Origin of the sequence: Pseudomonas sp. FP1742 (genome assembly GCF_030687145.1) — a bacterium.
Classification (GTDB): Bacteria; Pseudomonadota; Gammaproteobacteria; order Pseudomonadales; family Pseudomonadaceae; genus Aquipseudomonas; species Aquipseudomonas frederiksbergensis_D.
Genome location: NZ_CP117460.1, coordinates 1,793,928 through 1,819,282 on the forward strand (window position 1 = coordinate 1,793,928; position 25,355 = coordinate 1,819,282).

21 protein-coding genes are annotated in these 25,355 nt (G+C 58.7%); 14 read left to right on the forward strand and 7 right to left on the reverse strand.

Annotation, left to right across the window (positions count from 1 at the left end; translation table 11 throughout):
- Positions 1-127 precede the first annotated feature (127 nt).
- Both hyi and gcl read right to left on the reverse strand, forming a co-directional pair.
- Positions 128-910 (reverse strand): hydroxypyruvate isomerase, encoded by a 783-nt coding sequence (gene hyi, locus PSH64_RS08060; protein ID WP_105339811.1) that lies wholly within the window; start codon positions 908-910, stop codon positions 128-130.
- Positions 911-1,055: 145 nt separating this feature from the next.
- Positions 1,056-2,831, reverse strand: coding sequence for a glyoxylate carboligase (gene gcl, locus PSH64_RS08065; RefSeq protein ID WP_018925088.1), 1,776 nt, complete (start codon positions 2,829-2,831; stop codon positions 1,056-1,058).
- A gap of 266 nt (positions 2,832-3,097) precedes the next feature.
- Between gcl and PSH64_RS08070 the strand changes: the two genes are divergently transcribed.
- Together PSH64_RS08070 and PSH64_RS08075 are read left to right on the forward strand one after the other, a co-directional pair.
- The gene (locus PSH64_RS08070) at positions 3,098-3,538 is read left to right on the forward strand and encodes a heme-binding protein (protein WP_105339809.1); all 441 of its coding nucleotides are present in this window, start codon (positions 3,098-3,100) and stop codon (positions 3,536-3,538) included.
- A gap of 217 nt (positions 3,539-3,755) precedes the next feature.
- Entirely contained in the window at positions 3,756-4,214 is a 459-nt protein-coding gene (locus tag PSH64_RS08075; protein WP_305480407.1) for a transposase, read from the forward strand.
- A gap of 128 nt (positions 4,215-4,342) precedes the next feature.
- On the opposite strand, the gene PSH64_RS08080 is transcribed toward PSH64_RS08075, so the two are convergent.
- Positions 4,343-4,951 carry a TetR/AcrR family transcriptional regulator gene (locus tag PSH64_RS08080; protein ID WP_305480408.1) on the reverse strand — a complete coding sequence of 203 codons (609 nt, stop codon included), beginning with the start codon at positions 4,949-4,951 and terminating at the stop codon, positions 4,343-4,345.
- A 134-nt stretch (positions 4,952-5,085) separates the two neighbouring features.
- Here PSH64_RS08080 and PSH64_RS08085 point away from each other — a divergent pair, with 134 nt between their 5' ends.
- Positions 5,086-6,000 carry a DUF808 domain-containing protein gene (locus PSH64_RS08085; protein WP_305480409.1) on the forward strand — a complete coding sequence of 305 codons (915 nt, stop codon included), beginning with the start codon at positions 5,086-5,088 and terminating at the stop codon, positions 5,998-6,000.
- Between the two features lie 79 nt (positions 6,001-6,079).
- On the opposite strand, the gene PSH64_RS08090 is transcribed toward PSH64_RS08085, so the two are convergent.
- Both PSH64_RS08090 and PSH64_RS08095 read right to left on the reverse strand, forming a co-directional pair.
- Entirely contained in the window at positions 6,080-6,868 is a 789-nt protein-coding gene (locus tag PSH64_RS08090; RefSeq protein WP_305480410.1) for a VacJ family lipoprotein, read from the reverse strand.
- On the reverse strand, positions 6,861-8,159 hold the full coding sequence (locus PSH64_RS08095) for a serine/threonine protein kinase (RefSeq protein WP_105339804.1): 1,299 nt from the start codon (positions 8,157-8,159) through the stop codon (positions 6,861-6,863). Before PSH64_RS08095 ends, PSH64_RS08090 begins: the two co-directional genes overlap by 8 nt.
- A gap of 221 nt (positions 8,160-8,380) precedes the next feature.
- On the opposite strand from PSH64_RS08095, the gene PSH64_RS08100 reads away from it, so the two are divergent.
- Positions 8,381-8,749 carry a hypothetical protein gene (locus PSH64_RS08100; RefSeq protein ID WP_105339803.1) on the forward strand — a complete coding sequence of 123 codons (369 nt, stop codon included), beginning with the start codon at positions 8,381-8,383 and terminating at the stop codon, positions 8,747-8,749.
- Between the two features lie 76 nt (positions 8,750-8,825).
- Here the strand turns inward: PSH64_RS08100 and PSH64_RS08105 are convergent, their stop codons facing one another.
- Entirely contained in the window at positions 8,826-10,421 is a 1,596-nt protein-coding gene (locus PSH64_RS08105) for a beta (1-6) glucans synthase (protein ID WP_305480411.1), read from the reverse strand.
- 285 nt (positions 10,422-10,706) lie between these two features.
- Between PSH64_RS08105 and PSH64_RS08110 the strand changes: the two genes are divergently transcribed.
- The 3 genes from PSH64_RS08110 (at position 10,707) to PSH64_RS08120 (ending at position 13,820) form a co-directional block, all read left to right on the forward strand.
- Positions 10,707-11,558 (forward strand): glycine betaine ABC transporter substrate-binding protein, encoded by an 852-nt coding sequence (locus PSH64_RS08110; RefSeq protein WP_105339801.1) that lies wholly within the window; start codon positions 10,707-10,709, stop codon positions 11,556-11,558.
- 295 nt (positions 11,559-11,853) lie between these two features.
- The gene (locus tag PSH64_RS08115) at positions 11,854-12,165 is read left to right on the forward strand and encodes a DUF485 domain-containing protein (protein ID WP_105339800.1); all 312 of its coding nucleotides are present in this window, start codon (positions 11,854-11,856) and stop codon (positions 12,163-12,165) included.
- Positions 12,162-13,820 (forward strand): cation acetate symporter, encoded by a 1,659-nt coding sequence (locus PSH64_RS08120; protein ID WP_105339799.1) that lies wholly within the window; start codon positions 12,162-12,164, stop codon positions 13,818-13,820. The genes PSH64_RS08115 and PSH64_RS08120 overlap by 4 nt, the downstream gene beginning before the upstream one ends.
- A 569-nt stretch (positions 13,821-14,389) precedes the next feature.
- Here PSH64_RS08120 and gltA read toward each other — a convergent pair.
- Complete coding sequence (gene gltA, locus PSH64_RS08125) at positions 14,390-15,679, reverse strand: citrate synthase (RefSeq protein WP_105339798.1); 1,290 nt, start codon at positions 15,677-15,679, stop codon at positions 14,390-14,392.
- Between the two features lie 363 nt (positions 15,680-16,042).
- On the opposite strand from gltA, the gene sdhC reads away from it, so the two are divergent.
- From sdhC to lpdA, 7 genes are all read left to right on the forward strand, one after another.
- Positions 16,043-16,417: a succinate dehydrogenase, cytochrome b556 subunit gene (gene sdhC, locus PSH64_RS08130; protein ID WP_305480412.1), complete on the forward strand. Its 375-nt coding sequence runs from the start codon at positions 16,043-16,045 to the stop codon at positions 16,415-16,417.
- Positions 16,411-16,779 (forward strand): succinate dehydrogenase, hydrophobic membrane anchor protein, encoded by a 369-nt coding sequence (gene sdhD / locus PSH64_RS08135; RefSeq protein ID WP_105339796.1) that lies wholly within the window; start codon positions 16,411-16,413, stop codon positions 16,777-16,779. The genes sdhC and sdhD overlap by 7 nt, the downstream gene beginning before the upstream one ends.
- Before the next feature lie 3 nt (positions 16,780-16,782).
- Positions 16,783-18,555, forward strand: a complete 1,773-nt coding sequence (sdhA, locus tag PSH64_RS08140) for a succinate dehydrogenase flavoprotein subunit (RefSeq protein WP_105339795.1) — start codon at positions 16,783-16,785, stop codon at positions 18,553-18,555.
- 11 nt (positions 18,556-18,566) lie between these two features.
- Positions 18,567-19,271 carry a succinate dehydrogenase iron-sulfur subunit gene (locus PSH64_RS08145; protein WP_018925107.1) on the forward strand — a complete coding sequence of 235 codons (705 nt, stop codon included), beginning with the start codon at positions 18,567-18,569 and terminating at the stop codon, positions 19,269-19,271.
- Between the two features lie 262 nt (positions 19,272-19,533).
- A complete protein-coding gene (locus tag PSH64_RS08150) occupies positions 19,534-22,365 on the forward strand; it encodes a 2-oxoglutarate dehydrogenase E1 component (protein WP_105339794.1) in 2,832 nt (943 codons plus the stop codon).
- Positions 22,366-22,407: 42 nt separating this feature from the next.
- The gene (gene odhB / locus PSH64_RS08155; protein ID WP_105339793.1) at positions 22,408-23,628 is read left to right on the forward strand and encodes a 2-oxoglutarate dehydrogenase complex dihydrolipoyllysine-residue succinyltransferase; all 1,221 of its coding nucleotides are present in this window, start codon (positions 22,408-22,410) and stop codon (positions 23,626-23,628) included.
- A gap of 110 nt (positions 23,629-23,738) precedes the next feature.
- A complete protein-coding gene (lpdA, locus tag PSH64_RS08160) occupies positions 23,739-25,175 on the forward strand; it encodes a dihydrolipoyl dehydrogenase (protein WP_018925110.1) in 1,437 nt (478 codons plus the stop codon).
- The last annotated feature ends 180 nt before the right edge of the window (positions 25,176-25,355 follow it).

The window sequence follows — 25,355 nt, forward strand, 5'->3', positions numbered from 1 at the left end:
TGTCGCTCAGCAAATAGGAGAAAGCTTTTGGTGGGAGCGGGCTTGCTCGCGAAGAGGCCATAACATTCAGCATCGATGTGACTGTTACACCGCTTTCGCGAGCAAGCCCGCTCCCACATGGATTGCGTCAAATTGCGTTATGGGTTTTGAGCCAGCCCAGGCCCGCTTCAGTGGTGGTCAGCGGCTTGTATTCACAACCGACCCAGCCCTGATAACCGATGCGGTCCAGGTGTTCGAACAGGAAGCGGTAGTTGATTTCACCGGTGCCTGGCTCGTTGCGCCCCGGGTTGTCGGCCAACTGGATGTGATTGATCTCGTCCAGGTGCGCGGCCATGGTGCGGGCCAGGTCGCCTTCCATGATTTGCATGTGATAGATGTCGTATTGCAGGAACAGGTTGGCGCTGCCGACCTGCTCGCGAATCGACAGGGCTTGCGCCGTGTTGTTCAGGTAGAAGCCCGGAATGTCGCGGGTGTTGATCGCTTCCATCACCAGTTTGATGCCCGCCGCTTGCAGCTTGTCGGCCGCGTACTTGAGGTTGGCGACGAAGGTTTTTTCCACGGTGGCCTCGTCGACGCCTTGCGGACGAATACCGGCCAGGCAGTTGACCTGGGTGTTGCCCAGCACTTGGGCGTAGGCAATGGCCAGGTCGACACCGGCGCGGAACTCTTCGACCCGGTCCGGCAGGCACGCGATACCGCGTTCGCCCTTGGCCCAGTCACCGGCCGGCAGGTTGAACAGCACCTGGGTCAAGCCATTGGCATCGAGCCTGGCCTTGATGTCGGCGGAGCTGAAGTCGTAAGGGAACAGGTATTCGACGCCACTGAAGCCGGCCTTGGCGGCAGCGTCGAAACGGGCAAGAAAATCCTGCTCGGTGAACAGCATGGACAGGTTGGCTGCGAAACGCGGCATGGTGGTCTCCTGTAAAAATATGTGCCTGTAGCAGCTGCCGAGGTACGAGGCTGCGTTGGGCTGCGAAGCGGCCCCCCGATGGCGGTCCTGCGGACACGCAACGCAGCCTCGTACCTCGGCAGCTGCTACAGGTGTCAGGTCATTCTTAATCGAGCAACGAAATCGCCGTTGGCGCATCGTTGCCGACCAGCGCCAGGTCTTCGAATTCGTTGACGGCGTTGATCTCGGTGCCCATGGAAATGTTGGTCACGCGCTCCAGAATGATCTCGACGATCACCGGCACCTTGAACTCCTCGATCATCTCCTGAGCCTTGCGCAGGGCAGGCTGGATCTGACCCGGTTCGAACACGCGCAGCGCCTTGCAACCCAGGCCTTCGGCGACCGCGACATGGTCGACACCGTAGCCGTTGAGTTCCGGAGCGTTGAGGTTGTCGAAGGACAGCTGCACGCAGTAGTCCATGTCGAAACCGCGCTGGGCCTGACGGATCAGCCCCAGGTACGAGTTGTTCACCACGACGTGGATGTACGGCAGCTTGAACTGCGCGCCCACGGCCAGTTCTTCGATCATGAACTGGAAGTCGTAATCGCCCGAGAGCGCTACCACCTTGCGGGTCGGATCAGCCTTGACCACGCCGAGCGCGGCCGGGATGGTCCAGCCCAGCGGGCCGGCCTGACCGCAGTTGATCCAGTGACGCGGTTTGTAGACGTGCAGGAACTGCGCGCCGGCAATCTGCGACAGGCCGATGGTGCTGACGTAGCAAGTGTCCTTGCCGAACACCTGGTTCATCTCTTCGTAAACGCGCTGCGGCTTGACCGGCACGTTGTCGAAGTGAGTCTTGCGCTGCAGGCTGGCTTTGCGCTGCTGACAGTCTTGCAGCCAGGCGCTGCGGTTTTTCAGCTTGCCGGCGGCTTGCCATTCGCGAGCGACTTCGATGAACACGGTCAATGCGGCAGCGGCGTCGGACACGATGCCCAGGTCCGGGGTGAACACGCGGCCGATCTGGGTCGGTTCGATGTCGACGTGAATGAACTTGCGGCCTTCGGTGTAAACGTCGACCGAACCGGTGTGACGGTTGGCCCAGCGGTTACCGACGCCCAGTACCACGTCGGACTTCAGCATCGTGGCGTTGCCATAACGGTGCGAGGTTTGCAGGCCGACCATGCCGACCATCAGCGGGTGATCGTCCGGGATGGTGCCCCAGCCCATCAGCGTCGGGATCACCGGAATACCGGTCAGCTCGGCGAACTCCACCAGCAACTCGCTGGCGTCGGCATTGATGATGCCGCCACCGGCCACCAGCAATGGGCGTTCAGCCTGGTCGAGCATGGCCAGGGCTTTTTCCACCTGCACGCGGGTCGCGCTCGGCTTGGCCAGTGGCAGCGGCTGGTAGGCGTCGATGTCGAATTCAATTTCGGCCATCTGCACGTCGAACGGCAGGTCGATCAGCACCGGGCCAGGACGGCCGGAGCGCATTTCGTAGAAGGCTTTCTGGAACGCATAAGGCACCTGGCCCGGCTCCAGAACCGTGGTCGCCCACTTGGTGACCGGCTTGACTATGCTGGTGATGTCGACGGCCTGGAAGTCTTCCTTGTGCATACGGGCCCGCGGTGCTTGCCCGGTGATGCACAGGATCGGGATCGAGTCGGCCGAAGCGCTGTAGAGCCCGGTGACCATGTCGGTACCGGCAGGTCCCGATGTGCCGATGCACACGCCAATGTTGCCGGCCTTGGTGCGGGTGTAACCCTCGGCCATGTGCGAGGCGCCTTCAACGTGGCGAGCGAGGACGTGATCGATGCCACCGACCTTCTGCAAGGCGGAGTACAGCGGGTTGATCGCGGCGCCCGGGATGCCGAAAGCGGTATCGACCCCTTCACGGCGCATCACCAGAACGGCGGCTTCGATTGCTCTCATTTTGCTCATGGTTTTGTGCCTCTTACGTTTTGTAATTGTATACAAGTGGCTTTGCGCAGAGTGTATTCACGGCGGACGGCGCAGGTCAATCCATTTTCTCAAGCGGCTGTTTCATTCGTCGGAAGCCCAAAGAACTATGGCTTTTCGTCGCATGTGGCGCTTTTCTAGAATTATTGTATACAAAAAAATAATTCATTGTGTTCTATTTGTTGCATCGGATTGCGCAACACAAAGCAATCCAACGGCTTTCCCAATAACAAAATGAGGACGGCACCATGAGCGCTTTAACCTTGAAAGTTGCAGTCAACCTGGCCGATCAGGCCATCACCGCAGGGCGGGCCATCTCTGCCGCGCCCTTGACCGTTGCCGTGCTGGACGCCGGCGGGCATCTGATCACCCTGCAACGTGAAGACGGCGCCAGCCTGCTGCGTCCGCAGATCGCCATTGGCAAGGCCTGGGGCGCGATCGCCCTGGGCAAGGGCTCACGCCTGCTGGCACAGGACGCCCAACAACGCCCGGCCTTCTTCGCCGCGCTGAATAGCCTGGGGCAGGGCAGCGTCGTCCCGGTACCGGGCGGCGTGTTGATTCGGGATCAGGACGGGACTGTGTTGGGGGCGGTGGGCATCAGTGGGGATCTGTCTGATGTTGATGAGCAATGTGCGATAAGGGCGATCGAGGGGCAGGGGTTGAGGGCGGATGCGGGGATTGCTGCCTGATTTTTTAGGCTGACTGATCTACCGCTTTCGCGAGCAAGCCCGCTCCCACACTGGGTCGTCGGTGGACACAAAATGTGTGAACACCGCAAATCCCCTGTGGGAGCGGGCTTGCTCGCGAAGACAATGTCCCAGACACATCCAGCTAAAAGTCTGCCCCACTGTCCTATGTCCGCTGATCTAGCCTTTTCATGATTTCATCCATGAAGGGGGCAAAGGAATGCCTGAACTGTCAGCATCACATCGTCTGCGCATTGGTCGCTATGCAGAGCAGAACCGCATCTATCTACTGACGGCCAATACGCTTGGGCGGGAGCCTGTTTTCAAGGATTACACGTTGGGCAGGAAGGTCGTACATCAATTCAGGCAAGCACAGAGCGAGGGTTTTGCTGATTCATTGGCCTGGGTCGTCATGCCCGATCATTTTCATTGGCTTGTTCAATTGCAAAAAGGATCACTGGGTCAATTGATGTGCCAGGCGAAATCCTTGAGTACTCGATCGATCAATGCGGCGACTGGACGGACAGGCAGTCTTTGGCAGCAGAGTTTTCATGATCATGTACTGCGGCAAGAGGAGAGTTTGGTGAGAGTGGCCCGTTATGTCGTTGCCAACCCCTTGCGCGCGGGACTGGTTGAGAAATTGGGTGACTATCCTTTGTGGGATGCCATTTGGGTTTGATAGGGGAACCGAGTTGCCCCATTCGCGAGCAAGCCGGCTCCCACAGTTGATCTCTGTTGTTCACAGATTTTGTGTACGCAGTAGATCCAATGTGGGAGCGGGCTTGCTCGCGAAGGCCGCTCCGCGATTTATCGGTCGGGTTCACACCCTTTGAGCACCAACCGGATAATCGTCTGCGCCGCGGCTTCATAGTCGGCTTCATCCAGCTTGGCCTTGCTGGTCACCGCAGAGATCTGCCAGTCGAAGTCGGCGTAGGTCTGGGTCGCGGCCCAGATGCTGAACATCAGGTGATTGGGGTCGATGGGGGCGATCTGGCCGCGGTCGATCCAGGTCTGGATGCAATCGATGTTGTGCCTGGCCTGGCCGTTGAGTTGCTCGACCAGGTCGGGGCTCAGGTGCGGGGCGCCGTGCATGATTTCGCTGGCGAACACCTTGGAGGCGAAGGGCAGGTCACGGGAGATGCGGATTTTCGAACGAATGTAGCCGCTCAGCACTTCGCCGGGCACGCCGTCGGCGTTGAACGGCGTCGAGGCCTGCAGGATCGGTTCGATGATACTTTCCAGAACCTCGCGGTAGAGGTTCTCCTTGGATTTGAAGTAGTAGTAGACGTTGGGCTTGGGCAGCCCGGCCTTGGCCGCGATGTCACTGGTTTTGGTCGCAGCGAAGCCCTTGTCGGCAAACTCTTCGCTGGCGGCACGCAGGATCAGTTCTTTGTTGCGCTCGCGGATAGTGCTCATAAACCAAGGAGTTCCTTGCCTGTTCTGGCGGTTGCGCATGGTAGCACCGGCCTCGCGCGGCGCTCAAGAATGCCCCGTGCAGCCTCGGGTCGCGTTATGCTGCGCACCATTCATTCAAGAAGGAAACCCGATTCATGGCAGGAAGCAGTTTGCTGGTGCTGATCGACGACATCGCCACCGTACTGGACGATGTGGCGCTGATGACCAAAATGGCCGCGAAGAAGACCGCCGGTGTACTGGGCGACGATCTGGCGCTCAATGCCCAGCAGGTTTCCGGCGTGCGTGCCGAGCGGGAAATCCCGGTGGTATGGGCGGTGGCCAAGGGCTCTTTTCTCAACAAGCTGATCCTGGTGCCGTCGGCGTTGGCCATCAGTGCGTTCATGCCATGGTTGGTCACGCCGTTGTTGATGGTCGGTGGCGCTTACCTGTGCTTCGAAGGCTTCGAAAAACTTGCCCATAAATTTCTGCACAGCAAAGCCGAAGACCAGGCCGAACACGCCGAGTTGGTCGAGGCGGTAGCCAACCCGGCAGTCGATCTGGTGGCGTTCGAAAAGGACAAGATCAAAGGCGCCATCCGTACCGACTTCATCCTTTCGGCGGAAATTATCGCCATCACCCTGGGCACAGTGGCAGGCGCTTCGTTGACTCAGCAAGTGATCGTGCTGTCGGGCATTGCCATCGTCATGACCATCGGCGTCTACGGCTTGGTGGCCGGTATCGTCAAACTCGACGACCTCGGTCTGTGGCTGACACAGAAACCCGGTCAGATGGCTCAAAGCATCGGCGGCGGGATTCTGCGCGCCGCGCCGTACATGATGAAAAGCCTGTCGGTGATCGGCACGGCGGCGATGTTTCTGGTCGGTGGCGGCATTCTGACCCATGGCGTGCCGGCGGTTCATCACTGGATCGAGAGTGCCGCCGCAAGTGTCGGCGGGGCCGGGTTCATCGTGCCAACGTTGCTCAATGCAGTGGCCGGGATTGTGGCCGGTGCGGCGGTGTTGATCGGGGTGATGGCTGTCGGCAAGCTCTGGAAAACGGTAAAAGCCTGAACCTGTGGTGTTTGATACACCGCACATGAAAAAAGGCCATTCGACGCACATCGAATGGCCTTTTTTGTTGCATGCGGAGTTACTCGGCGATCTGCAGCTTGCGCGCCTCGGTATACACGTAACGCACTTTTTCATACTCGAACGGTGTGTTCAGCTGGCCGTAGCGGAAGCTGTTCTGGTGGCGCTTGTCGATGGCGCGCAGCGCCCAGATTTCCGGGTGGTTGGAGCTGACTTCGGAAACGTTCAGGAAGTTGATCGCCGATTCACCGGTGTAATCGACCGCCAGGCCCGCGGTATCACGCAGGTTCGACGGGCCGAGGATCGGCAGTACGAAATAGGCGCCACCCGGTACACCGTAGAAGCCCAGCGTCTGGCCGAAGTCTTCGCTTTGGCGCGGCAGCCCCATGGCGGTGGCCGGGTCCCATAGGCCGGCGACCCCGATGGTGGTGTTGAGCAACAGGCGCGCGGTGGTGTTAAGCGAGCGCTTACCCTTGAATTGCAGCAGGCTGTTCGCCAGGTTCGGCACATCACCGAGGTTGTTGAAGAAGTTGCTGACGCCGGTGCGCAGGAAGCTAGGGGTGACGTAACGGTAGCCGTTGACCACGGGCAGGAACACCCATTGGTCGAACCGGTAGTTGAAGTGGTAGACACGGCGGTTCCACTCTTCCAGCGGGTCATAGACGTTCAGTGCGTTGAGGGTCGAACGTTCGAACTCGCGCTGGTCCAGCCCCGGGTTGAATTTGAGTTTGCTCAGCGGTTCCTTGAAACCGTCGCTGTCGATGACAACCGGTGCGTTGGCTTTGCTGTTGTCGGCATGGGCGACGCCTGCACAGAGTAATGCGGCGATCAGCAGGGGGTATTTAGCCACGGAAAAACTCCAGCATGGCGTCGCTGTTGACGCGATAGTTGAGGTTGCCGCAATGGCCGCCCAATGGATAAACAGTCAAGCGGTCGCCAAAGGTCCGACGCAGGAAACCCAGGTCGCCAGGGCCGAGGATCACGTCGTCGGCGTTGTGCATGACGGCGATTTTCGGGCTGTCGTGCAGGTAGTCCTTGAGTGCGTACAGGCTGACCTGATCGATCAGTTGCAGCAGGCTGCCGCCGTCGGTGCGGGCGCGCCACATCGGGATGACCTGCTCGGTGATGTAGCAGTCAAAATCGCACTGCAGCGCGCGTTTGAGGAATGGCGTGAGGGTGGTGCCTTCAGTAATCGGGTATTTCGGTGGCGTGATCAGGCCGCGACGGTTGATCAGGTCCGAGGTGAAGGCGATGTCCGCCGCCGAGAAGCGGAACGAAGTGCCGATCAGCATCGCCATCTGCTCGTTGCTCAGGTGCTGCTTGGACTGCTGGAAGTCGTAGAGCAGAGCGTCGTTGAGGTCGATGTAGCCCTTCTGCTGGAAGTAGCGGGTCAGTTTGTTCAGCACCAGTTCATAGAAAGTGGTGGTGTTGTTGATGCCTTTCACCTCTGTCTGTACCAGCTTGTCGAGGTTGGTGACCGAGGTGTAAAGGTTGACCGGCGGGTTGAGCAGCAAGACCTTCTTGAAATTGAAGCTGCGACGGGTTTCATCCAGGTGCGCAACAAAGGCCGCATCCAGTGCGCCGAGGCTGTAACCGGTCAGGAAAAAGTCGGTGACCGGCAATTTCGGGTTTTGCGCCCGCACGGCCTGCATCACCCGGTACATGTCTTCGGCATCTTCCTTGGTCACGCCTGGAGTGGCGAAGCGCGAGGCAGCGCTCATGAAGTCGAAGCTGGTGGGCGACGACAGCTGCACCACGTGATAACCGGCCTTGTAGTAGAGCTTTTTCAGGTATTCGTTGAGGGTGCTGTCATAGCGTGCACCGGTGCCGGAGATCAGGAAGATCAAGGGGGCGGCATGATCCTGGGTGGCGATGCGGTAGGTGAGTTTTTTCACCGGCCAGAAATTGTCCGGCAGGTTGAATTCACGCTCCGGGCGCAATGTGACGCTGCGATCCTCTTGATTGATATCGCTGTCCAGCGGCAATTCCGGGCGCAACTCCGGCGGTGTCGTGGCGATGGTCGCCTCGAATGGGTTGGTCAGGGGGTAGCCATAACTGGCGGCATCAATGTCGGCCGCCAGTACGGACGCACTTAAAAGCAAGCCGCCAAACAGGGCGGCGAAGCGCAAGGAACGGAGCATGACTAGATCCCTTAGAGGAAGGTGCCGGATGAAGTTCGCAGGCTATGACCATCGGATGTGCACCAAAGTGCCATGCTTCGGTGGCAAGCAGGCCTGATTTCGGAGCAACGGTAGCGGGACGATACACTTTGCAGCTATTTCATGGACAGTTAATTGATGTTGTTTTCTTACCACGGGCGGGGGATTAAGCTGGCCGCCGATTTCGTTTATTGGAGTGCTTCATGTCCCGCCGTCTGCCCGTGATTCTGCTGCTCGTTCTTCTGCCATTGTGGCTGGCCGCCAGTTATGGCGCGCGTTATGGCTTCATGGAGGATGCTCAATGGGTCGGCATCTGCGTTGACGAGGCCAGTCGTTGGGAATGCCAGGTGCGCTCGAACCTGGGCTTGATGATTCATTTCAAGGTGCTGGGCTGGGCGGCATTGGCGGCAGCCGTGACCGGTTTTGTGCTGCCGGGGCGGGCAGGGTGGTGGCTGGCGGTACTGGCGCTGGTGTTCGGGTTTCCGGCACTGGCGTTGTACACCACCACGTTGGCGGTGTTTGCGGTGGTGATTGCTGCTTTGCGTCTGGTTCGGGCTTCTCGTAGTGCCTGATAATCAGCCTTCGCGAGCAAGCCCGCTCCCACAAGGATTGCGTAAACCCTGTGGAGACGGGCTTGCCTGCTGAAGATTATCCCTTGCGAACCCGCAAGCTGCGCCACAACGCCGCGACCATCAACACACTCACCAGCGCCCAGCCCCAAGCCTGCTGATTCAGCAGACCTTCACGAAACAGCTGCGGCGCAATGCCGGCACCGATGATGAAGGTCAGCAGGGCGATTTCCCGACGCGGCACGCTCACCGGGCGGCACAGATACACCAGCGCCGGCAGGATGAACGCTACACTCGGGAAACTGCGATAACGCGGGTCGAACACCAGTTCCAGCATCATCACTGCCGCGGCAAAACCTGCCGCTGCCAGCCACCAGCCGGCCCGACGCTCCAGCGCATTGAAGGCGCGTCCACGCCAACCGGTGCGGGCGCTCAAGGTCAGCGCGGAATGGGCCAGCACCAACAGATTCAACCCCGTCAGCAATGCTACCCACAACCATTCACTGGCAAACCGGGTGGTGACTCGGGCAAGGTCGCTCCAGGCGCCGATCGAGCAGGCCGCCAGGGCACCGAGCAGCGGCAGCACCAACGCCGCGCGAGTGCTGCGAACGCGACCGCCGAGGATCAGCGTGCCGATGAAGATCAAACCACCCACCGCCAGCCATTGCGACCAGTACGGCACGTTCGAGACCGGCCCGGCGAGTACGCCCTTGTCCTGGCGATCGGCGTCGAACAGTCCCCAATAACCCCCGACCGCACCTTCGCTGGCACGTTTCCAGGGCTGGTCGAAAGCCTCGATCAAGTTGTAATGCCAACCTTGCTGCTCGGCCATGATTACAAAGTTGCGAATGAACTTGGCTTCATTGACCCGGCTCGGCAGCGCCGTTTCACGTTGACGGCCTTCGCTCGGCCAGCCGGTTTCGCCAATCAACACGTCCTTGGGCGCGAACTTGTTGCCGAACACCTGGCGCACTTCTGCCACATGTTGCAGCGCTGCATCGATGTTCGACGGATCGTCTTCCCAGTACGGCAATAAATGGATGGTCAGGAAATCCACTGCCGGGGCGACTTCCGGGTGTTTGAGCCAGAACTCCCAGACGTCGGCGTAGGTCACCGGTTGCTTGACCCGGCTTTTGACTTTATTGATCAGCGTTGCCAGCTGTGCACCGGTGACTTCCTTGCGCAGCAGGGCTTCGTTGCCGACGATCACCGAGGTCACCACGTCCGGGTTGGCATTGGCCGAGGCGATCAGCAGATCGATTTCCTTGGCGGTGTCCACCGGGTTGCTGTTGACCCAGGCGCCGATCATCAGCTTCAAGCCGTGCTTGCGCGCCAGGCCGGGCAGGGCTTCGAGGCCGGTCATGGAATAGGTGCGAATGCATTCGAAACGGGTCGCCAGCAGGGCGAGGTCGGCGTCCATGCGCTCGGGGCGCAGTTTGAACGGCATATCGAATGGCGATTGGTCTTTGTCGAAGGGGGTGTAGGAGGCGCATTGCAGCTTGTGCGTCGAGCTGGCTACATCCGGCAGGATCACCGGTTTGCCGAGGCCGTACCAGAAACCGCCAAGGGCAAAAAGCCCCAGCAGGCAAGCGAAGAGATAAGCCAAAAATGGGAAACGTGATGTCGCGGGCATGTTCAGGCCGTCTGGGAGCAAAGCCGGGCATGTTACCTGCATTTGTCCCGCGCTTGGTGGCCCGCATAGTTTTGACATGCAAAGTTCAGGCGGGATGGCCTCTGCTTTTTTAGTGGTTGCGATTAATGGCCTTCTGATGTCGTTTCTCGATGCCTTGAGGTCGCTGGCAGAGCAGGTCACTGTTGGCGTCGGGTTGATGATCAATACGTCAGTACTCCGCTGATGTTCGGAAGAGTTTGCGGTGGGCGTGATGGGGGCGCTGTGCACCATAACAATACGTTGAGCGACTCGGCATCCGTCGAGTGCAGCACTTTCGGGGAAGTAACGATGAAGATGCGACGACTCTTGGGCGCAAGTGCCGCTTTGGTGCTGGCGATCAGCTCTACGATGGCCAGCGCTGAAGGCAAAGCAGTAACTATCGGTTATGTCGACGGCTGGTCGGACAGCGTTGCCACGACCAACGTGGCTGCAGAAGTGATCAAACAGAAACTCGGTTATGACGTGAAGCTGCAAGCCGTTGCCACCGGGATCATGTGGCAGGGTGTGGCCACCGGTAAGCTCGACGCGATGCTGTCGGCGTGGCTGCCAGTGACTCATGGCGAATACTGGGCGAAGAACAAGGATCAGGTCGTCGACTACGGCCCGAACTTCAAGGATGCGAAAATCGGTCTTATCGTGCCGGAGTACGTCAAGGCCAAGTCTATTGCGGACCTGAAAACCGACGACAGCTTCAAGGGTCGAATCGTCGGCATCGACGCCGGTTCAGGCGTGATGCTCAAGACCGATCAGGCCATCAAGGATTACGGCCTGGACAATTACACTCTCAAGGCCAGTTCCGGCGCCGGCATGATTGCCGAGCTGACCCGTGCCGAGAAGAAAAACGAATCCATTGCTGTCACCGGTTGGGTGCCGCACTGGATGTTCGCCAAGTGGAAACTGCGCTTCCTGGAAGACCCGAAAGGCGTTTACGGCGCGGCTGAAACCGTGAACAGCATCGGCAGCAAAGAACTGGCAACCAAAGCGCCTGAAGTCGCGAAGTTCCTGAAGAACTTCCAGTGGGCGTCGAAAGACGAAATCGGCGAAGTCATGTTGGCGATCCAGGACGGTGCCAAGCCTGAAGTCGCAGCGAAGGATTGGGTGGCCAAACACCCGGATCGCGTTGCCGACTGGACCAAATGATTTGAGCTGATGGCTCTAGTCAGCACCTCCCAAGGCCGCTTGGCGTAACTGCCAAGCGGCCTTTTGTTTTTTTTGTGTGGGAGCGGGCTTGCTCGCGAAAGCGGAGTGTCATTCAGCGTTGATGTCGGCTGACACTCCGCTTTCGCGAGCAAGCCCGCTCCCACATTGTTTAATGCATCCTGGGAAATGGCGATTCTGTCATGTCGTTCTAATACTAAGGTCGTCTGGAACCTCTCCGGCAGCCGCATAGAGTGGATAACGTTCCAACTAAATCTGTGCTGCGAGGATAAAAACAATGAACGACAGCATTTACCTCTCGATTCAAAACAGCCCGCGCTTCAAGGAGCTGGTGAGCAAAAGAGAGCGATTCGCCTGGATTCTTTCAGCGATCATGCTTGGGCTTTACTCCGGATTCATCCTTTTGATTGCTTACGGGCCACATATTCTGGGCGCGAAAATCAGCCCTGAGTCATCGATGACCTGGGGCATTCCGATCGGTGTCGGGCTGATTGTTTCGGCCTTTGTCCTGACGGGCATCTACGTGCGACGCGCCAACGGCGAATTCGACGACTTGAACAATGCAATTCTCAAGGAGGCTCAGCAATGATCCGGCGTCTAATGGCTCTGTTGAGCATCGCAGCCTTTGCACCGGGCGCCTGGGCGGCTGAGGCCCTGACGGGTGCCGTGCAGAAACAACCGCTTAACGTATCCGCGATCATGATGTTCGTGGTGTTCGTGGGCGCAACCTTGTGCATTACCTATTGGGCGTCCAAACGCAACAAGTCGGCGGCCGACTACTATGCGGCGGGCGGCAAGATCACCGGTTTCCAGAACGGTCTGGCGATCGCCGGTGACTACATGTCCGCGGCGTCCTTCCTGGGTATTTCCGCCCTGGTGTTCACCTCCGGTTACGACGGCCTGATCTACTCGATCGGCTTCCTGGTGGGCTGGCCGATCATTCTGTTCCTGATCGCCGAGCGCCTGCGCAACCTGGGCAAGTACACCTTTGCCGACGTGGCGTCCTATCGCCTGGGGCAAACCCAGATCCGCTCGCTGTCGGCGTGTGGTTCGCTGGTGGTGGTGGCGTTCTACCTGATCGCGCAAATGGTCGGTGCCGGCAAGCTGATTCAGCTGCTGTTCGGCCTGGACTACTACGTTGCGGTGATTCTGGTGGGTATCCTGATGTGCCTGTACGTGCTCTTCGGCGGCATGCTGGCGACCACTTGGGTACAGATCATCAAGGCGGTACTGTTGCTGTCCGGTGCCTCGTTCATGGCGCTGATGGTGATGAAGCACGTCAACTTCGACTTCAACATGCTGTTCTCCGAGGCGATCAAGGTTCACCCTAAAGGTGAAGCGATCATGAGCCCGGGCGGCCTGGTGAAAGATCCGGTTTCGGCGTTCTCCCTCGGTCTGGCGCTGATGTTCGGTACCGCTGGCCTGCCGCACATTCTGATGCGCTTCTTCACCGTGAGTGATGCGAAAGAAGCGCGTAAAAGCGTGCTGTATGCCACTGGTTTCATCGGCTATTTCTATATCCTGACGTTCATCATCGGCTTCGGCGCGATCTTGCTGGTCAGCACTAACCCTGCCTTTAAAGATGCGGCTGGCGCGCTGTTGGGTGGTAACAACATGGCGGCGGTGCATTTGGCCAACGCGGTGGGTGGCAGTATTTTCCTGGGCTTCATCTCGGCGGTGGCGTTCGCAACCATCCTCGCGGTGGTGGCTGGCCTGACGCTGGCCGGTGCCTCGGCGGTGTCTCATGACCTGTATGCCAGCGTGATCAAGAAGGGCAAGGCCAACGACAAGGACGAAATCCGCGTCTCGAAAATCACCACCGTCGCCCTGGCAGTGCTGGCGATCGGCCTGGGCATTCTGTTCGAGAAGCAGAACATTGCGTTCATGGTGGGCCTGGCGTTCTCCATTGCGGCGAGCTGCAACTTCCCGGTACTGCTGCTTTCCATGTACTGGAAGAAACTGACGACTCGCGGTGCGATGATCGGCGGTTGGTTGGGGCTGGTCAGTGCTGTTGGCTTGATGGTGCTGGGGCCAACCATCTGGGTGCAGATCATGGGTCACGAGAAGGCGATCTTCCCGTACGAATACCCGGCGCTGTTCTCCATGGCCATTGCCTTTGTCGGGATCTGGTTCTTCTCGGTCACCGACAAGTCGGCTGAGGGTGTAAACGAGCGGGCGCTGTTCTTCCCGCAGTTTGTGCGTTCGCAGACAGGGTTGGGGGCGAGTGGGGCGGTTTCGCACTAAGGCTTCTTATATATAAGCTGCATTGACACGAATGCCCCGGTCGAGAGATCGGGGCATTTTTATTGGGCTTTTATGGGCGGTTATCGCACTTTGTAGGAACGAGGCTTGCCCGCGAAGGCTATATGCCGGGCGGCTTGTTTTTTGATGGTGTACATATCCATTGCTGCGGTAACGGCCACTTAGGGTTCCGCTCTTACAGCGGGTCACTTTGGAAAAGCCCCAAAGTAACCAAAGGGCTCTTGCCCCTTGCGTTCGGTGCCTCGCCTGGGCTCGGCATGCCCTCGCTCCGGTCCTGCTCCGTGGGCCCGCCGCCATCGGCCATCCATGGCCGGGGGGGGGCGGCTAACCCGGCATCCATGCCGGGTTGCCCACTGCGCAGAATCTCCACTCGGCCTCTCGAGGGGGCGGATACCGCAAAAGCCAAAGCGAGGCGGCCTACCGGCCGGCCTGGTTGGGCGTGGGTACGTATTTGCTCCTTTTCCGGAGCCCGATCAGCACAAACAAAAACGGCCTCTATCTACATAGAGGCCGTTCTCGGTGCAACTTAAGACGTTATCGCAAGACAGGTCTTATTTGCGGTCTTCAAGCCGGGTGATGTCACGCGACTCGTAGCCAGTGTACAGCTGGCGCGGACGGCCGATCTTGTACGGGCTGGAGAGCATTTCTTTCCAGTGGGAGATCCAGCCGACGGTCCGCGCCAGGGCGAAGATCACGGTGAACATGCTGGTTGGAATGCCGATCGCCTTGAGGATGATCCCCGAGTAGAAGTCGACGTTCGGGTACAACGAGCGCTCGATGAAGTACGGATCAGTCAGGGCGATCTCTTCCAGGCGCATCGCCAGTTCGAGTTGCGGATCGTTGGTAATACCCAGTTCTTTCAGTACTTCGTCGCAGGTCTGCTTCATGACGGTGGCGCGTGGGTCGCGGTTTTTGTAAACCCGGTGACCGAAGCCCATCAGTTTGAACGGATCGTTCTTGTCCTTGGCCTTGGCGATGTACTTGTCGATGTTCGAGACATCGCCAATTTCATCGAGCATGGTCAGTACGGCTTCGTTCGCACCGCCGTGGGCAGGGCCCCACAGTGCGGCGATACCGGCGGCGATACAGGCGAACGGGTTGGCACCCGACGAGCCGGCCAGACGTACGGTAGAGGTCGATGCGTTCTGCTCGTGGTCGGCATGGAGGATGAAGATCCGGTCCATGGCCTTGGCGAGTACCGGGCTGATCGGTTTGATCTCGCACGGGGTGTTGAACATCATGTGCAGGAAGTTTTCCGCGTACGACAGGTCGTTGCGCGGGTACATCATGGGCTGGCCCATGGAGTACTTGTAAACCATTGCGGCCAGGGTCGGCATCTTGGCAACCAGGCGGATCGCGGAGATTTCGCGATGCTGCGGGTTATTGATGTCGAGGGAGTCGTGGTAGAACGCCGAGAGGGCGCCAACTACACCGCACATGACGGCCATCGGGTGGGCGTCGCGACGGAAGCCGTTGAAGAAGGTCTTCAACTGCTCGTGGACCATGGTGTGGTTCTTCACGGTGCCGACGAACTGGGCCTTCTGTTCTGCGGTCGGCAGCTCGCCGTTGAGCAGCAGGTAGCAGGTTTCCAGGTAGTCCGACTTTTCAGCCAGCTGTTCGATCGGGTAGCCGCGGTGCAGCAGAATGCCGTTGTCGCCATCGATATAGGTGATCTTCGACTCGCAGGAGGCGGTCGACATGAAACCAGGGTCAAAGGTGAAACGGCCCGTGGCCGTCAGGCCCCGAACGTCGATAACATCGGGACCAACGGTGCCGGTTAAAATGGGCAGCTCGACGGGGGCTGCGCCCTCGATGATCAACTGCGCTTTTTTGTCAGCCATGTGGCCTCCTATTTATGCTTGAAATCATCAGACAGACCCCCCACGCAGGGCCCGCACCACTATAGTGAGATAAATTCGAATGTCAATTTGCCTAAAGTCTTGCTCCAGAAGGCTTTAACCGGACTTTTTCCTCGAAATTTCCTGCCATTTACGCCTTTTATGCCACTTGTGCAATGCGCTATTAGGGGAAGGTGAACGCGTTGTCATTAGTAGCCTAACTGTCTATACTCGGCCACCGACCGCCAGGGGCTTTTGGGCCTGCTTTATTGGGGGTCGCATCCCTGGGTGGTGGTTACCTGACCAGTGCACTCCCCAACAACTTTGCCCTGATTGTTAGGGGCTCTTCAGTGTGAAAAAAAAGCCGTGAAAAGCCAACGACCTGTAAACCTAGACCTAAGGACCATCAAACTCCCCATTACCGGCGTTACGTCGTTTCTTCACCGTGTTTCCGGCATCATCCTCTTCCTGGGCCTTGGCTTCATGCTGTATGCATTGGGCAAGTCTCTGGGTTCCGAGGAAGGTTTTGTCGAGGTGAAGGCATGCTTGACCAGCCCGCTGGCCAAGTTCGTAGCATGGGGCCTCCTGTCCGCTCTTCTGTATCACCTGGTAGCCGGTGTGCGCCATTTGATCATGGACATGGGCATCGGTGAGACGCTGGAAGGCGGCCGCCTGGGCTCGAAAATTATCATCGCCGTTTCCGTGGTGTTGATCATTCTGGCAGGAGTTTGGATATGGTAACCAGCGTTACGAACCTTTCGCGTTCGGGCCTCTATGACTGGATGGCGCAACGTGTGTCTGCGGTTGTTCTCGCGGCTTATTTCATCTTCCTGATCGGATACCTCGTTGCGAACCCTGGCATTGGCTACGCCCAATGGCATGGTCTGTTCGCCCACAACGGGATGCGTATCTTCAGTCTGCTGGCCCTTGTGGCCCTGGGCGCTCACGCCTGGGTCGGCATGTGGACCATCGCGACCGACTACCTGACGCCGATGGCGCTGGGCAAGTCCGCGACTGCAGTACGTTTCCTTTTCCAGGCAGTATGCGGCGTCGCGATGTTCGCTTACTTCGTCTGGGGTGTGCAGATTCTCTGGGGTATCTGATCCATGGCTAACATTCCAACGATTTCTTTTGACGCCATCATTATTGGTGGCGGCGGTGCCGGCATGCGCGCTGCGCTGCAACTGGCACAAGGCGGTCACAAGACTGCCGTGATCACCAAAGTTTTCCCGACTCGCTCGCACACCGTATCGGCTCAGGGCGGCATCACTTGCGCCATCGCCTCTGCGGATCCGAACGATGACTGGCGCTGGCACATGTACGATACCGTCAAGGGTTCCGACTACATCGGTGACCAGGACGCTATCGAATACATGTGTCAGGAAGGTCCGGCCGCAGTTTTCGAACTGGACCACATGGGCCTGCCGTTCTCCCGTACCGAGACCGGTCGTATCTACCAGCGTCCGTTCGGCGGCCAGTCCAAGGACTACGGCAAGGGCGGCCAGGCTGCACGTACTTGCGCGGCGTCCGACCGTACCGGTCACGCGCTGTTGCACACCCTTTATCAGGGCAACCTGAAAGCCGGCACCACGTTCCTGAACGAATACTACGCTGTCGATCTGGTAAAGAACGGTCAAGGCGAGTTCGTCGGTGTGATCGCGATCTGCATCGAAACCGGTGAAACCACCTACATCCGTGCCAAGGCCACCGTATTGGCCACCGGCGGTGCAGGTCGCATCTACGCTTCGACCACCAACGCCCTGATCAACACCGGTGACGGCGTTGGTATGGCGCTGCGTGCCGGCGTACCGGTACAAGATATCGAAATGTGGCAGTTCCACCCGACCGGCATCGCCGGTGCCGGTGTACTGGTTACCGAAGGTTGCCGTGGTGAAGGTGGTTACCTGATCAACAAGCACGGCGAGCGTTTCATGGAGCGTTATGCTCCGAACGCCAAAGACCTTGCCGGTCGTGACGTGGTTGCCCGTTCGATGGTTAAAGAAATCATCGCCGGCAACGGTTGCGGTCCGAATGGCGACCACGTAATGCTCAAACTCGACCACCTGGGCGAGGAAGTGCTGCACAGCCGTCTGCCGGGCATCTGCGAACTGTCCAAGACTTTCGCGCACGTTGACCCTGTTGTTGCTCCGGTTCCTGTCGTTCCGACCTGCCACTATATGATGGGCGGCGTTCCGACCAACATTCACGGTCAGGCAATCACCCAGAACGACGAAGGTGTCGACGAAATCATCCCTGGCCTGTTCGCAGTGGGTGAAGTGGCGTGCGTATCGGTTCACGGCGCCAACCGTCTGGGCGGTAACTCGCTGCTTGACCTGGTGGTATTCGGCCGCGCTGCCGGCCTGCACCTGGAAAAAGCACTGACCGACGGTATCGAATACGATGACGCCACCGACGCCGACATCAACGCGGCCCTGGCACGTCTGTCCGCTCTGAACGAGCGTACCGAAGGTGAAGACGTGGCAACCCTGCGTCGTGAGCTGCAAAGCTGCATGCAGAACTACTTCGGTGTGTTCCGTACCGGCGAATACATGCAGAAGGGTATTGCTCAACTGGCTGAACTGCGTGGCCGTATCGCCAACGTCAAGATCAACGACAAGAGCCAGGCGTTCAACACCGCGCGTATCGAAGCGCTGGAGCTGCAGAACCTGCTGGAAGTGGCCGAAGCTACCGCCATCGCTGCAGAAGTACGTAAAGAGTCCCGCGGTGCTCACGCCCGTGAAGACTTCGAAGACCGTGACGACGAAAACTGGCTGTGCCACACCCTGTACTTCCCGGGTGAGAAGCGCGTTGCCAAGCGTGCAGTGAACTTCTCGCCGAAGACTGTTCCGACTTTTGAACCTAAGATTCGGACTTATTAAGGGTGGCCGCCATGTTGCAAGTCAGTGTTTATCGTTACAACCCTGATCAGGACGCTGCGCCGTTCATGCAGGAATTCCAGGTTGATACCGGTGGTAAAGACCTGATGGTGCTGGACGTGCTGGCCCTGATCAAAGAGCAGGACGAAGGTTTCTCCTATCGTCGCTCTTGCCGTGAAGGTGTTTGCGGTTCCGACGGCATGAACATCAACGGCAAAAACGGTCTGGCGTGCATCACGCCGCTGTCTGCCGTCGTAAAAGGTAACAAGCTGATCGTTCGTCCTCTGCCAGGTTTGCCGGTTATCCGTGACCTGGTCGTCGATATGAGCATCTTCTACAAGCAATACGAAAAGGTGAAGCCATACCTGCAGAACGACACGCCGGCTCCGGCCATCGAGCGTCTGCAGTCCCCTGAAGAGCGTGAAAAGCTCGACGGTCTGTACGAGTGCATCCTGTGCGCTTGCTGCTCGACTTCGTGCCCGTCCTTCTGGTGGAACCCGGACAAGTTCCTGGGCCCGGCTGCTCTGCTGCAAGCGTACCGCTTCCTGGCAGACAGCCGCGACACCAAGACGTCCGAGCGTCTGGCTTCGCTGGATGACCCGTTCAGCGTATTCCGCTGCCGGGGCATCATGAACTGCGTCAACGTTTGTCCGAAAGGCCTGAACCCGACTAAGGCCATCGGTCACATCCGTAACATGCTGCTGCAAAGCGGCGTGTGATTCAGCTGCTGTACCCGTAGGACCGCTGTACCCGTAGATGCTGCGGCGCAGGCTTCAACCGGCGCCGTAGTTTTAACCTGAGCAGCAGCCCATAAGGCTGCGGCTCTTATTTTGAAGAAATGAGACAAGCAGGGGCATCCGGGCTGGTACCCGGACTATCAGCGTGATCCTAAGTGGCTTGTTTTAGTCGCTGCATTCGGACTTCTGCAAGTTTGCTCGGTGTCGACGCCGGTGGTGTTCCCCTAACCGAGGGTGACCAAGCATGCAAGAAAGCGTGATGCAGCGCATGTGGAACAGCGCCTACCTTTCCGGTAGTAACGCTGCCTATGTGGAAGAGCTCTACGAGCTCTACCTGCACGACCCTAACGCTGTGCCAGAAGAGTGGCGCACCTACTTCCAGAAGTTGCCTGCTGATGGCAACACTGCCACCGATGTTTCGCACTCCACAATTCGCGATCATTTCGTCTTGCTGGCAAAGAACCAGCGCCGCGCCCAACCGGTTTCCGCCGGCAGCGTGAGCAGTGAGCACGAGAAGAAGCAAGTTGAAGTGCTGCGATTGATCCAGGCCTACCGTATGCGTGGCCACCAGGCAGCCCAGCTTGACCCGCTGGGGCTGTGGCAGCGTCCTGCACCTGCAGACCTGTCAATCAATCATTACGGCTTGACCAATGCCGATCTTGATACGACCTTCCGTGCCGGCGACCTGTTCATCGGCAAAGAGGAGGCGAGCCTACGCGAAATTCACGAAGCGTTGCAGCAGACATATTGCCGCACCATCGGCGCTGAATTTACGCACATCGTCGATTCCGAGCAGCGCCAGTGGTTCCAGCAGCGTCTGGAAAGCGTGCGCGGCCGTCCGACGTACTCTGCCGACATCAAGAGCCACTTGCTCGAGCGCGTTACTGCTGCTGAAGGTCTGGAAAAATACCTGGGTACCAAATACCCGGGCACCAAGCGTTTCGGCCTGGAAGGTGGCGAGAGCCTGATTCCGCTGCTTGACGAGCTGATCCAGCGTTCCGGTTCCTACGGCACCAAGGAAATCGTGATCGGCATGGCCCACCGTGGCCGTCTGAACGTGCTGGTCAACACCTTCGGCAAGAACCCGCGCGAGCTGTTCGACGAGTTCGAAGGCAAGAAGAAGGTCGAGCTGGGTTCCGGTGACGTTAAATATCACCAGGGCTTCTCGTCCAACGTCATGACCACCGGCGGTGAAGTTCACCTGGCCATGGCTTTCAACCCGTCTCACCTGGAAATCGTTTCTCCAGTGGTCGAGGGTTCGGTTCGCGCCCGTCAGGATCGTCGTAACGACCCTACCGGTGAAAAGGTTCTGCCGATTTCCATCCACGGTGACGCGGCATTCGCCGGTCAGGGCGTGGTCATGGAAACCTTCCAGATGTCGCAGACCCGCGGCTTCAAGACTGGCGGTACGATCCACCTGGTCATCAACAACCAGGTCGGCTTCACCATCAGCAATCCGGAAGACTCGCGTTCCACCGAGTACTGCACCGACGTCGCGAAAATGATCCAGGCGCCGATCCTCCATGTGAATGGTGATGATCCGGAAGCCGTATTGTTCGTGACCCAGCTGGCGATCGACTACCGCATGCAGTACAAGCGCGACGTGGTGATCGATCTGGTCTGCTACCGTCGTCGCGGCCACAACGAGGCCGACGAACCAAGCGGTACCCAGCCTCTGATGTATCAGCAAATCGCCAAACAGCGCACCACCCGTGAGCTGTATGCCGATCGCCTGACCCAGAGCGGTGTACTGGACGTTGAGCGTGTTCAGGCGAAAGTCGATGAATACCGCAACGCGCTGGACAACGGTCTGCATGTTGTAAAAAGCCTGGTCAAAGAGCCGAACAAAGAGTTGTTCGTGGACTGGCGTCCGTATCTGGGCCACGCCTGGACCGCGCGTCACGACACTCGCTTCGATCTGAAAACCTTGCAGGAACTGTCCGCCAAGCTGCTGGAAATCCCGGAAGGCTTCGTGGTTCAGCGCCAAGTCTCGAAAATCTACGAAGACCGTCAGAAGATGCAAGCCGGCGGCCTGCCGATCAACTGGGGTTACGCTGAAACCATGGCGTACGCGACCCTGGCGTTCGAAGGTCACCCGATTCGTATCACTGGCCAGGACGTAGGCCGCGGTACTTTCTCGCACCGTCATGCGGCGCTGCACAACCAGAAAGATGCCAGCACCTACATTCCGCTGCAGCACCTGTATAAAGGTCAGCCGCGTTTCGATCTGTACGACTCGTTGCTGTCCGAAGAAGCGGTTCTGGCGTTCGAATACGGTTACTCGACCACAGAGCCTAACGCTCTGGTCATCTGGGAAGCGCAGTTCGGCGATTTCGCCAACGGTGCCCAGGTGGTTGTCGACCAGTTCATCACCAGTGGCGAGCACAAGTGGGGCCGTCTCTGCGGTCTGACCATGCTGCTGCCGCACGGTTATGAAGGTCAGGGTCCCGAGCACTCCTCGGCTCGTCTGGAGCGTTACCTGCAGCTGTGCGCCGAGCACAACATTCAGGTAGCCGTGCCGACCACGCCGGCCCAGATCTACCACTTGTTGCGTCGTCAGGTGATTCGCCCGCTGCGCAAGCCGTTGGTGGTCCTGACTCCGAAGTCGTTGCTGCGTCACAAACTGGCTATCTCGACCCTGGAAGATCTGGCCGAAGGTTCGTTCCAGACCGTTATCCCGGAAATCGATGCACTTGACCCGAAAAAGGTCACCCGCATGATTCTGTGTAGCGGCAAGGTCTACTACGACCTGCTGGAAAAACGCCGTGCCGAAGGTCGTGAAGACATCGCCATCGTGCGTATCGAGCAGTTGTATCCGTTCCCTGAGGACGACCTGATGGAGGCGCTCGCCCCTTACACCAACCTCGAAAACGTGGTCTGGTGCCAGGAAGAGCCGATGAACCAGGGCGCCTGGTACAGCAGCCAGCATCACATGCGTCGCAGCCTGACCAACCACAAACAAGGTCTGGTCCTGGAATACGCTGGTCGTGAGGCTTCCGCCGCACCTGCTTGCGGTTACGCTTCGATGCACGCCGAGCAGCAGGAACAACTGCTGCAAGATGCTTTCACTGTTTAACGCCTTCGCGCACCTGAAACCGAATTTAAGGACCCACAGATAATGGCTATCGAAATCAAAGCCCCCACTTTCCCGGAATCGGTTGCCGACGGCACCGTTGCCACCTGGCACAAACAACCGGGCGACGCTGTAAAGCGTGACGACCTGATCGTCGATATCGAAACCGACAAGGTTGTGCTGGAAGTGTTGGCTACTGCTGACGGCGTGCTGGGCGCTATCGTCAAGAACGAAGGCGACACCGTTCTGTCCGACGAAGTGCTGGGCTCCATCGTAGCGGGCGGCACTGCCGCCGCCGCTCCGGCTGCCGCTGCTGCACCTGCCGCCGCTGCCGCTGCTCCTGCCGAAGCGGGCGAAGACGATCCTGTTGCTGCACCGGCTGCTCGCAAGCTGGCTGAAGAAAACGGTATCAACATCGCTTCCGTTGCCGGCACTGGCAAAGGCGGTCGTGTGACCAAGGAAGACGTGGTTGCAGCTGTTGCCGCCAAGAAAGCCGCTCCGGCTGCCGCGCCTGCCAAGGCTGCCGCACCGGCTGCTTCGGCTCCGGTATTCGCTGCTGGCGACCGCGTAGAAAAACGCGTTCCGATGACCCGTCTGCGCGCCAAGGTTGCCGAGCGTCTGGTTGAAGCTCAATCGAACATGGCCATGCTGACCACTTTCAACGAAGTCGACATGACTGAAGTCATGGCCCTGCGTTCGAAGTACAAGGACTTGTTCGAGAAGTCCCACAATGGTGTACGCCTGGGCTTCATGTCGTTCTTCGTGAAAGCGGCCACCGAAGCGCTGAAACGCTTCCCGGCTGTCAACGCGTCGATCGACGGTGCCGACATCGTTTACCACGGTTACGCCGACGTCGGTGTCGCTGTTTCCAGCGACCGCGGCCTGGTTGTACCGGTTCTGCGTAACGCCGAACTGATGAGCCTGGCTGAAATCGAAGGCGGCATCGCCACTTTCGGCAAGAAAGCCCGTGACGGCAAACTGTCGATGGAAGAAATGACCGGCGGTACGTTCACCATCACTAACGGTGGTACCTTCGGTTCGATGATGTCCACGCCGATCGTCAACCCGCCACAAGCGGCCATCCTGGGCATGCACAACATTCTGCAGCGTCCTATGGCGATCAACGGTCAAGTCGTTATCCGTCCGATGATGTACCTGGCGCTGTCCTACGATCACCGTCTGATCGATGGTAAAGAAGCTGTGACCTTCCTGGTGACCATCAAGAACCTGCTGGAAGACCCGGCTCGTTTGCTGCTGGATATCTGATTTCGTTGCTCGGGCCGCTCAGTGATGAACGGCCCTTCCGTAATGACCAGCTTCGTCCCACGACGGTCCCCAAAAGGGGCCGTCCGGTTTGATTCGAGAAGGAATGACACATGACTCAGAAATTCGACGTGGTAGTGATTGGCGCGGGCCCTGGCGGCTACGTGGCTGCCATTAAAGCAGCGCAACTGGGCCTCACCACTGCCTGTATCGAGAAATACACCGACAAGGAAGGCAAACTGGCCCTCGGCGGTACTTGCCTGAACGTCGGTTGCATTCCATCCAAGGCGCTGCTGGACAGCTCCTGGAAGTTCCACGAAGCGCAAGACGGCTTCGCGATCCACGGCATCAACCACGCTGGCGTGACCATGGACGTACCAGCAATGGTCGGCCGTAAAGCCAACATCGTCAAAGGCCTGACCTCCGGCGTTGCGACTCTGTTCAAGGCGAACGGCGTCACTTCGATCCAGGGCCACGGCAAACTGCTGGCCGGCAAGAAAGTCGAAGTCACCAAGCCTGACGGTTCGGTTGAAGTCATCGAAGCCGAAAACGTCATCCTGGCTCCGGGCTCGCGTCCGATCGACATTCCACCGGCTCCGGTCGACCAGAATGTGATCGTCGACTCGACTGGCGCTCTGGAATTCCAATCCGTACCAAAACGCCTGGGCGTGATCGGCGCCGGTGTCATCGGCCTGGAACTGGGTTCGGTATGGTCCCGTCTGGGTGCAGAAGTCACCGTTCTGGAAGCCCTGGACACCTTCCTGATGGCAGCGGACACCGCTGTTTCCAAGGAAGCGCTGAAAACCCTGACCAAACAGGGTCTGGACATCAAGCTGGGCGCTCGCGTGACCGGTTCCAAAGTGAACGGCGATGAAGTCGTTGTGAACTACACCGATGCCAACGGCGAACAGAACATCACTTTCGACAAGCTGATCGTCGCCGTTGGTCGCCGTCCGGTGACCACTGATCTGCTGGCCGCCGATTGCGGCGTGACCCTGGACGAGCGCGGTTTCGTGCACGTTGACGATCACTGCGCCACCACCGTACCGGGCGTTTACGCCATCGGTGACGTGGTTCGCGGCATGATGCTGGCTCACAAGGCCTCGGAAGAGGGCATCATGGTTGTCGAGCGCATCAAGGGCCACAAAGCCCAGATGAACTATGACCTGATCCCTTCGGTTATTTATACTCACCCGGAAATCGCGTGGGTCGGTAAAACCGAGCAGGCCTTGAAAGCTGAAGGCGTAGAAGTTAACGTCGGCACCTTCCCGTTCGCAGCCTCTGGCCGTGCCATGGCCGCCAACGATACCGGTGGTTTCGTCAAGGTCATCGCTGATGCCAAGACTGACCGCGTATTGGGCGTCCACGTGATTGGCCCAAGCGCTGCAGAACTGGTTCAGCAGGGCGCGATCGGTATGGAATTCGGCACCAGCGCTGAAGACCTGGGCATGATGGTTTTCTCCCATCCGACCCTGTCTGAAGCCTTGCACGAAGCAGCGTTGGCAGTGAATGGCGGCGCCATCCACATTGCCAACCGCAAGAAACGCTAAGCGGATAATAAGAAACCACGGCGGTACGGCCCGTCGTGAGCCTTGCATGCAAGACTCACCGCGGAATGTCCGCTGGACGCAGTCTTGCGTAGCTGCACCGGGTACCCGGAAAGGTTACGCAAGCAGCAGTCACAGGTGGTGCGGCACTTGAATGAGTGCAGCACCGAATGCGCAGTACCT